This is a genomic window from Phenylobacterium sp. (assembly GCF_035944335.1).
Lineage (GTDB): Bacteria > Pseudomonadota > Alphaproteobacteria > Caulobacterales > Caulobacteraceae > Phenylobacterium.
The window spans coordinates 1-10213 of record NZ_DASZBG010000013.1 but is presented as its reverse complement, the minus strand read 5'-3'; the positions used below and the strand labels follow the sequence as shown (position 1 = coordinate 10213).

Sequence of the window (10213 nt, the reverse complement as noted above, 5' to 3'; positions counted from 1 at the left end):
GCGGCCGTGGCCGGCTTGGCGGCGGGCGGGGTCTTGTGCGGCCCGGGCTTGGGCGCAGCCAAGGCGCTGGAGGCGGCGAGGACGGCGGCGGTGAGGACGGCGGTTCGCAAGATCATCGCGGATGGCTAGCAGCCCGAGGACCTGGGCGCGAGCGTGGCGGTCGGGTTTCCGTGGCGCGAGTTGCGGGCCGGCGATAGGCTCCGGCTCAGTTACGGGAGGGGTTCATGGGTTTTGCTGTCGCCGGCGTCTTTGTCGTCCTTGCCATGCTGGTCGTGCTGAGCGCCGTCAAGATCGTGCCACAGGGCCGCGAGTACACGGTGGAGCGGTTCGGCCGCTACATCCGCACCCTGAAGCCGGGCATTTCGATCCTGACGCCATTCGTCGAGAGCATCGGGCGCAAGATCAACCTCATGGAGCAGGTGCTCGACGTGCCGCGTCAGGAGGTGATCACCAAGGACAACGTCTCGGTCCAGGTGGACGCCATCGTGTTCATCCAGGTGATGGACGCCTCGGCGGCGGCCTATCGGGTGGAGAACCTGCCATACGCCATCACCCAGCTGACCATGACCAACCTGCGCACGGTCGTGGGCAATATGGAGCTCGACGAGGTGCTGTCGCAGCGCGACCACATCAACTCGCGGCTGCTGGAGGTCATCGACCAGGCGACCAGCCCCTGGGGCGTGAAGGTGGCGCGGATCGAGATCAAGGACCTGACGCCGCCGCCGGACATCACCAACGCCATGGCCCGACAGATGAAGGCCGAACGGGAGCGCCGCGCGGTGATCACCGAAGCCGATGGCGAGAAGCAGGCCGCCATCACCGTCGCCGAGGGTCAGAAGCAGGCGGCGATCCTGCAGGCCGAAGGTCGCCGCGAGGCCGCGTTCCGAGACGCCGAGGCGCGGGAGCGCTCCGCCGCCGCCGAGGCCAAGGCCACCGAGCTGGTATCCAACGCCATCTCGGCCGGCGACGTGAACGCCATCAACTACTTCATCGCCCAGAAGTACGTCGAGGCGTTCGGCAAGCTGGCCGAGAGCCCGCAGCAGAAGACGGTGATCGTGCCGGCCGACATGGCCTCGCTGGTGGGCACCATCGCCGGCGTCGCCGAGTTGGTGAAGACCGCCCAGGCGGAGAACGCCGCCCCGCCGCCCCGGCCACGCGGCGGCCGTGGCGGGCCCGCCGTCCCGCCCACCGGAGCCTAAGCCATGGGCCTGCTGTCGGACCTCTATGCGACCCATCCCTTCTGGGTGTGGATCGCGCTCGCCGCCGCCCTGCTGGCGGCCGAGGTGGTGACCGGATCGGGCTGGCTCCTGTGGCCGGCGGCCTCGGCCGGGGCGGTGGCCCTGCTGGCCGGCTTTGCGGGGCTCGACACGGCGCCGGCCATCGCCCTGTTCGCCGGCCTGACCATCGTCACCACCTTCGTGGCGCGCCGCTACCTGGCGCGCACGCCCGGCCCGCACGGGCACGACATCAACGACAACATCGCGCGCCTGGTGGGTCATCAGGGCCGTGCCGTCGGCGCCTTCCGCGACCAGCACGGCCGGGTGTTCATCGACGGCAAGGAGTGGGCCGCCGAGCTGGCCGACGGCGCCGAGCTGGAGGCCGGCGCGCGAGTCGAGGTGGTCGGTGTCCAGGGCGCGAGACTTCGGGTGCGCGGAGCCTGAGCGGCCCCACCCTTCGGCCAAGCTAAGTGCTTGGAACTATGCCTGACTTCGGCCGGATTCCTCACCCACCTTGACCCTGGGACGCTCGCGGCGCTTATGTGCGCGCAAATGGAATCATCAGGAGAGACTTACAGACCATGAGGCCAAAGGTATTAGGGCTGGCCATCGCCATGCTGGTCGCCGCGATGGCGCCGGCGGCGGTGATCTCCGCACCCAAGGCGCCGCCCCCGGCGGTGAGCGATGCGCAACGCAAGCAAGGCATGGCCGAAGCGCCGGCCGTGGTCCAGTCCGCGGGCCTCCCCTGCCAGGTCAGCGACGCCCGCTTCGTCGGCAAGATGGCCGGCGACAAGAAGAAGGGCACCCCGGACCAGAGCTACTATGAAGTCGCCTGCGCGCCTGGAACCGTCGGCTACGTGCTGCAGGCCACCGTCGGCAGCCCGCCGACCGTGTTCTCCTGCATCGAGGCCGACACGCCGGCCGAGGCCGGCAAGCCGCCGGCCCTGCCCTGCATTCTGCCGGGCAATGCCGACCCGAAGTCCGCGCTCACGCCCCTTCTCACCAAGGTCGGCGTGCAGTGCACGCCGACCAATGTCCGCGGCATCGGCCAGACCAAGACCCAGACGTTCCTGGAAGTCTCCTGCCAGGAGGGCTCCGGCTACATCGTCATCGCCAGCGCGCCGTTCGACGGGGCCAAGGGCATCCAGGCGCAGAACTGCCTCAACTACGACGACGGCAACGGCAACATCAAATGCACGCTCACCGACCGGGCCGCGCGCCTGGCCGTGGTCGATCGTCTGGTGACGGCCGCGAAGAACAACTGCGCGGTCAAGGATCGGCGGTTCGTGGGCACGGCCAAGGAAGGCGCCGACTACTACGAGGTCTCCTGCCAGGACGGTAAGGGCTATGTCTTCAAGTCGACCGGAGGCGTCCTGACCCAGACCTGGGACTGCGGGCACGCGAGCAATATCCTCGGCGGCTGCCAGCTGACCGACGCGCGCGAAGCCGCCACCGAGCAGGCGGGCGTCTACACCCGCCTGGCCAAGAACTCCGGCTCGAACTGCGCGGTGACGAAGTACGCCGACTTCCCGGCCCGTGCGGACAATATGGAGGCGGTCGAGCTGGTCTGCAGCGACGGTACGAGCGCCGTCGGCATGTTCCCGGCCACCGGCAAGGGCCAGGTCCTCGACTGCGGCCACGCCCTGGTGGCGGGCTACAAGTGCAGCCTGGGCAAGCCCGACTACGCGACCCTGACGGCGGATCTGGTGAAGTTCAACGCCAAGTCCTGCACGGTCTCCAACGCCCGTCCGGCGGCCAAGACCACCAAGGGCACCGTCCTGGTGGAAGTGGCCTGCGCCGACGGCCTGCCGGGCTACATGATCGAGTACACGCAGAGCCCCGTCGCCGCGGTCGGCGCCACCGGCTGCCGCTTCGCCGGCAACTGCCAGCTGCCCGGCAACAAGACCAGCTAGAGGGTCCTCCTTCCAGCTTGAAGATCGAGGCCCGCGGGTTCGCCCCGCGGGCCTTTTTTTTGCCTCCCCCGCGAAGCCGCGGGAGGGGGACCATCGGCCGAAGAGCCGATGGTGGAGGGGGCGAGCCACAGGCTGTGCACCGGCTTGCCCCTCCTACCGTCCGCTCTTCGCTACGCTCGGCGTACGGTCCTCCCTCCCCGCTCGCGCGGGGCGGGCAGGTCAGATCACCGCTTCGATGAACATCGGGCCGCGGTTCGCCATGGCCGCGGCGAACGCCTGGTCGAACGCCTCGGCGGTGGCGCAGCGGACGGCGGGCACGCCGAGGCCCTTGGCCAGCGACACCCAGTCGATGGCCGGATCGCCGAGCTCGAGCAGCTTGGCGGCCTGTGGGCCCGCCTGCCCGGCGCCGGTGCGGGTCATCTCGATGTTGAGGATGCGGTAGGTGTTGTTGGCGAAGACGATGGCGCAGACGTCGAGGTTCTCGCGCGCGATCGTCCAGAGCGCCTGCACCGTGTACATGGCCGCCCCGTCGCCGTTCAGCGAGACGACCTTGCGATCCGGCGCCGCCACCGCCGCGCCGACGGCCAGCGGCAGGCCCGCGCCGATGGCCCCGCCGGTGAGCGCCAGCACCTCGTGCGGGGCGGCGGTCATGGCCGGCGCCGCGATGCCGCCGCCGGAGGTCACGCTGTCGTCGCAGACGATGGCGCCTTCGGGCAGGTGGCGGGCGAAGGAGAGGCCGGCGAGCTGCGGGCTGAGCTTGCCGCTGGGCGCGGCGTCGGGCTTGCGCAGCGGCTGGGTCGGACCCTCGCGCGGCGCGCCGAGCGCATCGGCCAGCGCGGCCAGGCCGGCGACGGCGTCCTCGCCGCGGCCGGCCAGCGACAGGGTCTTGGCGCCATCAGGAACCAGCACGCTCGGGCGGTTCGGATAGGCGAAGAAGGCGACCGGCTCCGTCGTGCCGGCGAAGACCATCAGGTCGACGCCTTCCAGCTCGGCCAGCGCCATCTCGCCGAAGTACTGCATGCGCCGCGGCGCATAGTGTCCCGCCCCGCGCGACTGGCGGGCCACGAAGGTGTCGGCATAGACGGTGACCCCTGCCAGCGACAGGCGGGCGGCCTGTCTGAGCCCTTCGGCGCTGCAGGCATGGCCGCCGATCAGCAGCACCGGCTTCGAGGCGGCGCGGATGGCGCGGACGGCCTCTTCGACCGCGGCGTCGGCGGGCGCGGGGCGCAGCGGCTTCTGGGCGATCACCGGACCGCCCGAGGTCTCGAGCCAGGCGGAGTCGGCCGGCAGGATCAGGCTGGCGGGACCGCCCGGCGGGCCATAGCTCGCGGCGACGGCCTCGGCGGCCACGGCGGCGACCTCGTCGGGACTCTCGGCCGAGCGCACCCACACCGAGTTGGGCGCGACGATCGCGGCGATGTCGGAGTTGAGCGGCGCGTCGTACTGGCGGTGATAGGTGGCGTGGTCGCCGATCACATTGACGATCGGCGTGAAGGCGCGGCGGGCGTTGTGCAGGTTGGCGAGGCCATTGCCGTAGCCGGGCCCCAGGTGCAGCAGGGTGCAGGCCGGGCTGCCGGCGATGCGGCCGTAGCCGTCGGCGGCGCCGGTGGCCACGCCCTCAAACAGGCAGAGCACCGGCCGCATCTGCGGATTGCGGTCGAGGGCGGCGACGAACTGCATCTCCGAGGTGCCGGGATTGGCGAAGCAGGCTGTCACCCCGTTGGCGACGAAGGTGGAGATCAGGGCGTCGGCGCCGTTCATGTCAGAACTCCATCACGTCGGAAGCGAGCGGGTCGGCGAACAGGCGCCGGGCGGCCTCGGCCCGCAGTCGGCGGGCCAGCGCCTGGGCGATGTAGCCCTTGTCGGTGATCTCGCCGTGGCCGGCGTCGGGCGCGCCGTCCAGCACCAGCGCGCGGGCGACGCGGCCGCCGGCGCCGCCACCCGCTTGCTGGGCCCTGGCGTTGAAGCGGGCGAGGCCCTCGCGGACCGCAGCCTCGACCTCGGCGCGCGGCAGGGTGGGGTTCGGATAGAGGAGCAGGCCCACGGCCGCCTCGCCCTCGCCGCAGACCACCGCGTCGGTGACCGCCCCGCCGATCGCCCCGATCGCCCCGATGCGCAGCTCGCCGACGCTCACGAAGGTCCCGCTGGCAAGCTTGAAGTTCTCGGACAGGCGGCCGTCGAAGACCATGCCCTTGCTGAGGTCGTTGGGATCGACGAAGCGGCCGGCGTCGCCCAGTCGATAGAAGCCCTCGTCGTCGAAGGCGCGCGCCGAGAGGTCGGGCTGGCCGAGATAGCCCTCAGTCACCTGCGGGCCCTTGACGCGGAAGTCGAGCTTGCCGGCCTCGGGAACCAGGCGGACCGACGTGCCGGGAATCGGCAGGCCGATCATGCCCATGCGGTCGTTCAGCCAATGGACATTGCAGGCGGTGGGGCCGGTCTCGGTGGCGCCGTAGCCCGAGCCGAAGCTGATCTTCTCGCCCACCGTACGGATGGCCGTGGCCTGGATGCGGTCGGCGTAGTCCTGCCCAAGCGCGGCCCCGCCGTACTGCAGCAGGCGCACGCGGGCGAAGAAGCGCCGCGCAAGCGCCTCGTCGCGCTCCAGCGCCTCGGCGAGCAGCATCCAGCCGGCCGGCACCATGTTCTGGTAGGTGGGCGAGATCTCGCGCAGGTTCCGGACGGTCTCGCCGAAGCGGGCGGCGGTGGGCTGGCCCCAGTCGATGTAGAGCGTCCCGCCATTGTGCAGCGAATAGTGCAGGATCGAGTTGGCGCCGAGGCTGTGGCTCCAGGGGGCGGAGTGCACCAGCACCGGCGGGTCGGGATCGTCAAAGCAGGCGGCGATCTGGGCCGAGTTGAAGGCGGTGTTGCGATGGGTGCAGATCACCGCCTTGGGCAGGCCCGTGGAGCCGGAGGTGAGCAGGTACTTGGCGTGGTCGCCGGGGGCGGCGGTGGGCTGCGTGGGCGTGGCGCCTAGCAGCCGTTGCAGCGCGATGTCGCCGGCCCGCGCGTTCTTCGCGGCGATCACCGGCAGGCCGGCGAGGCAGTCGGCGGCCAGGCCGTCGGCGAACAGGGCGGCGTCTTCGGTGTAGACGGCGGCGGGCTTGAGGATCTCGCAGGCGTGGGTGAGGCGGGCGAGGTTGGCGCCCTTGAGCCCATACTGCGGCGAGACCGGCGCGATGGGCATGCCCTGGCCCATGGCGGCGTAGGCGACCAGCGCGTGGTCGATATTGTTGTGCGACAGGATCAGCAGGGGGCGCTGCGAGACGATCCCAGCCTCCCGCAGGCCGCCGGCGATGGCCTGCGTCGCCTCCCAGGCCTCCAGGAAAGGGACCTCGCGCCAGCCGTCGCCGGACCGCTCCGCCAGCCAGGTGCGCGACGGCGCCCACTCGGCCCAGTGCCGCAGCGGGGCGATGACCGTGCGGAATCCGCGGAAGAAGGGCGCCGGATTGGTCAGCACCATCTCGCCGCCCGCCCGCGGCTCCACCGTCAGGCGGCGGGACGCGTAACGGGCATCGCGGAAGGGCGCGGTGAGGTGGGCGGCGTCGGCATCCATGGGCGGTCTTATTCCGCGCCTTTTCTGGAATGGAAAGATACTCGTGCCTACCGCCGCGCTTGCTGCGCCCCGGGGGAGTGCTATCTCGCTGGCGGCGGCGGAAGCCCGGCCGCAGGATTTTCGGAGGAATCTCCCATGCGAGCCTATCGTCACGCCGCCCTGGCCGCCGGTCTTGTGCTGGCCGCCGGCGCCGCGGTCGCCCAACCCGTCGCGCCCGCGGCCGTGCAGGGCGGGACCTACGCCATCGAGCCCACCCATACCCGCGTGCTGTTCGCGGTCGACCACATGGGCACCTCGACCTGGTATGGCGACTTCAGCCACGCCTCGGGCAGCCTGAAGCTGGACCCGAAGACCCCTGCGGCGAGCAGCGTCGAGGTCTCGGTTCCGATGGCCAGCGTCTCCACCACCAACAGCGTGCTCGACGGCGAGCTGAAGAGCCCCGACTGGTTCGACGCCGCCAAGTTCCCGACCATGACCTTCAAGTCCACCAAGGTGACGGTGACCGGCCCCGGCCAGGCGACGGTCGCCGGCGAACTCACCCTGCACGGCGTGACCAAGCCGGTGGTGTTGCACGCGACGTTCAAGGGCGCCGGACCCAACCCGATGAGCAAGGCCTATACGGTGGGCTTCGACGCCACCGGCAAGATCAAGCGCAGCCAGTTCGGGGTGACCAAATATGTGCCGATGGTCGGCGACGAGGTCGACCTGATCCTCAGCGCCCCCTTCGTCCGCAAGGGCGACTGACCCGCGCTGCGGCGCGCTCAGGGCAAGCGCGGCAGGCGGCGCAGAGGTCCGGGCGTGGTCTTGCACACCGCCTTGATCGCCGCCCATTCCTGGGCCGTGAAGGCCGGCTGCCCGGGCCGCGCGCGCAGCCGGCTCTCCTGGGCCCGGCGAAGCGTGTCGGGGTGGTTGGACAGCAGCTCCTTGACGGCCGCGGCGTTGCGGCCCTCGCCCTTGAGCGCCAGCCGGGCGAAGAAGGGCGCCATACCCTGCGATGACAGGCCAAGGTCCTGCAGCAGTTGCTGGCCGCCGGCGTCCGCCTCGGCCTCGGCCTGACGGCTGTAACGCAGGTTTGTGAAGGAGCCCGCCAGGAGCACCGCCTGCTGCCCCGCCCCCGTGCCGCCGCCGACCATGGCGTCCAGCAGCACGCCCAGGCCCAGCGAACGCCAGACCGCCTGCATGACGTGACGGCGCTGCACATGGGTGGCCTCGTGCGCGATGACCGCCGCGAGCTCGTCCGGCGTCTGCGCCAGATTGATCAGGTCGCCGGTCACCAGCACCCGGCCGCCGGGCAGGGCGAAGGCGTTGACGATGGGCGCCTGGACGGCGCGGACGCGGATCTGGAAGGGCGAGTGCGCGGCCGCGTTGAGGCGCTCGCCGAAGCTGGCCAGGGCGGCCTGACCGGCTTCGCCGTTGCAGGGGACGAAGGCGGTGTGGAGCTGGGCGGCGAAGCTGTCGCCCATCTTCGTCTCGAGGCTCGGCGGCGTGTGGCGGGCCAGGGGTCCCGAGATCGCCGGCAGGCCCACGAAGATGACCAGGGCCGCCGAGGCCGCGACGGCGGCCAGGATCGCGACCAGCCGGCCCTCGCGCCGCCAGCCGGCGGCAGGGATGGCGCCCGGATGCAACTCGGCCGCGAGCCTCGCCCAGTCGCCGGCATCCACGCTCAGGCGGGCCAGGTGATCCCGCCGCGAGAGGCGCACGCGATCGCCCAGGGGCTCGACCTCAAGGCCGGCCAACGGCCAGCGATGCAGCTCGCGATCGTGGCGGAACACGAGATCGCCGTCGACGGCCTCGACGTCCACCTCATGGACGGCGGCGGTTTCGCCGTCGTTGAAGCGGGCCCTCATGCGGTTCAGATCGGCGACATGCCGAAGGCGTCGGCGAGGCCTTCGCCGGTGCGGGGCCCGGCGTCGGACGCCTGGCGCACCGCGCTCAGGTCGACCTGTCCGTCGATGGCGATCCGCTGGACGATGAACCGCGTCGCCCGCGCCTCGGCGAAGGGCATCAGGAAGCCCAGCGACAGGGTGGTCAGGGCGACGTTGCTCAGCGTCATCCCGGCCAGGTCCGGCCAGCGGAGCTTCAGTTCGAAGGCGGCGCCCTCGAAGCTGATCCCGGAGACGATCGAGCGCAGCATGGCGGCGTGATAGGGGGCGAAGATCACGACATACCCGAGGGCGAAGAGGCCACCCGCCACATAGAATTCGCAAATCTGGAGCAACGAGAGCTGGGGCGGCGCGCTGCCGGCGTTACGAAGGGTCGGAACCATGACCGCGACGATCAGGGCCACGAACACGAGATAAGCGACCACCCCGCCGACCCAGCCGAGGGCGTAGGCGCCATAGACCGGGGTCCTGCGGGCCCGCTCGAGGTCGAAGCGGAAGCGACGGTCGCCGAAGCGCAGGCCGTCCCAGAGCGGCGCGGCCAGACGCCGCTGGGCCGCCGGCCAGAACCAGCCAAGGGTGAAGCCGGACAGGAAGCTGTAGCCCAGCCACTTGCCCCCGTACTCCGCGGGCGAGCCCTTGAGCTGGAACCGGACGCCGCGCCAGCTGGAGCGGCTGGTGATGTAGCGGAAGGCCGTGAAGCGGCCGTAGCCGGCGATGAATCCCAGGAAGATGTAGAACGGCAGGAGGATCAGGCCGGCGACGGCCGGTCCCAGCAGCTGGGCCCCGAACACGATCAGCAGGAACGGCAGCACGATCACCAGCAATGCGAACAGGAAGCCGAGGAACAGCTCGACGCCGCGGCCGGTGTATTCGAACGGCTCGCCATTCAGATAGACCGAGCGCCAGAGGCGCCGGCGCACCTCGGTCTTTCCCCAGAACCGGTAGAGCGTCAGGGTGACAAGGTTCAGCAGGCCGTTCCTCAGGCTCAGGCCGAGGAACGACGAGGTCGAGACGCGCTGCGTCAGGACCAGCTCGTCGCCCGCGGCGACGGCGTCGGATGTGGACATGGATCTCCCCCCTAAAAACCCGGCGGAAGTCTGGCACGCCCGTGGGCCCGCGGCTACCTCCGGTTGATACGATCCCGCAACCCGCCATGAGGGAAGGGCGCGGCGACGGGCGATCCGTCAGCCGGAGGGGTGGAAGGGGTCGTCCACCGCCCCTCCCCCCTGTGGGCCGCCCTGCGGCCCGGCCCCCCGAGCTTCGCTCGCCACCCCCAGCGGGGGTGGTGAAGGGGAGGGGTTGGGGTGGGGGTGCTGGCTGTGAGTAGGCGATGAGAGTTGTGGGCCGGTGTCCGGATCGGCCGGCTCGGCGCTGACACCCCCGCCCCCTGCCCCCTCCCCGCAGGGGGGAGGGGAATCCAGGCCGATCACCCAGGCCAGGCGCTGGATTTGGGCGTCGAGGGGTTCTTGCTCGAAGGTCTCGGCGTCCTGGGTCTCGATGTCGAGGAGCTCTTCGAACTTCTCCTTGAAGGCATCGAGGGCTTCGGGGCTCTCGGCCTCGGTCCAGATCAGGCATTCGACGGCGGCCTTGACGTGGGCCTTGCGCTTTTCGAGCCGTCGCTGGTCGAGCTGGATGACCTCGGCGGTCTGT

General features: G+C 70.9%; 8 protein-coding genes and 1 pseudogene. 4 read left to right on the top strand and 5 right to left on the bottom strand.

Translation table 11 applies throughout. The features are described 5' to 3' along the window. Positions 1–224: 224 nt before the first annotated feature. From VGT80_RS03360 to VGT80_RS03350, 3 genes are all read left to right on the top strand, one after another. Positions 225–1199: an SPFH domain-containing protein gene (locus VGT80_RS03360; protein WP_327452876.1), complete on the top strand. Its 975-nt coding sequence runs from the start codon at positions 225–227 to the stop codon at positions 1197–1199. 3 nt (positions 1200–1202) lie between these two features. Beyond that, complete coding sequence (locus VGT80_RS03355) at positions 1203–1661, top strand: NfeD family protein (protein WP_327452874.1); 459 nt, start codon at positions 1203–1205, stop codon at positions 1659–1661. Positions 1662–1798: 137 nt separating this feature from the next. Then, the gene (locus VGT80_RS03350; protein ID WP_327452872.1) at positions 1799–3130 is read left to right on the top strand and encodes a hypothetical protein; all 1332 of its coding nucleotides are present in this window, start codon (positions 1799–1801) and stop codon (positions 3128–3130) included. Positions 3131–3349: 219 nt separating this feature from the next. Here VGT80_RS03350 and VGT80_RS03345 read toward each other — a convergent pair whose 3' ends face one another. Next, the gene (locus VGT80_RS03345) at positions 3350–4891 is read right to left on the bottom strand and encodes an acetolactate synthase large subunit (protein WP_327452870.1); all 1542 of its coding nucleotides are present in this window, start codon (positions 4889–4891) and stop codon (positions 3350–3352) included. A 1-nt stretch (position 4892) separates the two neighbouring features. Then, entirely contained in the window at positions 4893–6680 is a 1788-nt protein-coding gene (locus VGT80_RS03340) for an AMP-binding protein (RefSeq protein WP_327452868.1), read from the bottom strand. 135 nt (positions 6681–6815) lie between these two features. Between VGT80_RS03340 and VGT80_RS03335 the strand changes: the two genes are divergently transcribed. Further along, a complete protein-coding gene (locus VGT80_RS03335) occupies positions 6816–7424 on the top strand; it encodes a YceI family protein (protein ID WP_327452867.1) in 609 nt (202 codons plus the stop codon). A 17-nt stretch (positions 7425–7441) separates the two neighbouring features. Here VGT80_RS03335 and VGT80_RS03330 read toward each other — a convergent pair whose 3' ends face one another. The 3 genes and pseudogenes from VGT80_RS03330 to VGT80_RS03320 form a co-directional block, all read right to left on the bottom strand. Beyond that, entirely contained in the window at positions 7442–8527 is a 1086-nt protein-coding gene (locus VGT80_RS03330; RefSeq protein WP_327452865.1) for a M48 family metallopeptidase, read from the bottom strand. 5 nt (positions 8528–8532) lie between these two features. Then, a complete protein-coding gene (locus tag VGT80_RS03325) occupies positions 8533–9630 on the bottom strand; it encodes a YjgN family protein (protein WP_327452863.1) in 1098 nt (365 codons plus the stop codon). Between the two features lie 117 nt (positions 9631–9747). Continuing rightward, a pseudogene (locus tag VGT80_RS03320) lies at positions 9748–10213 on the bottom strand (hypothetical protein); the annotation flags it as partial.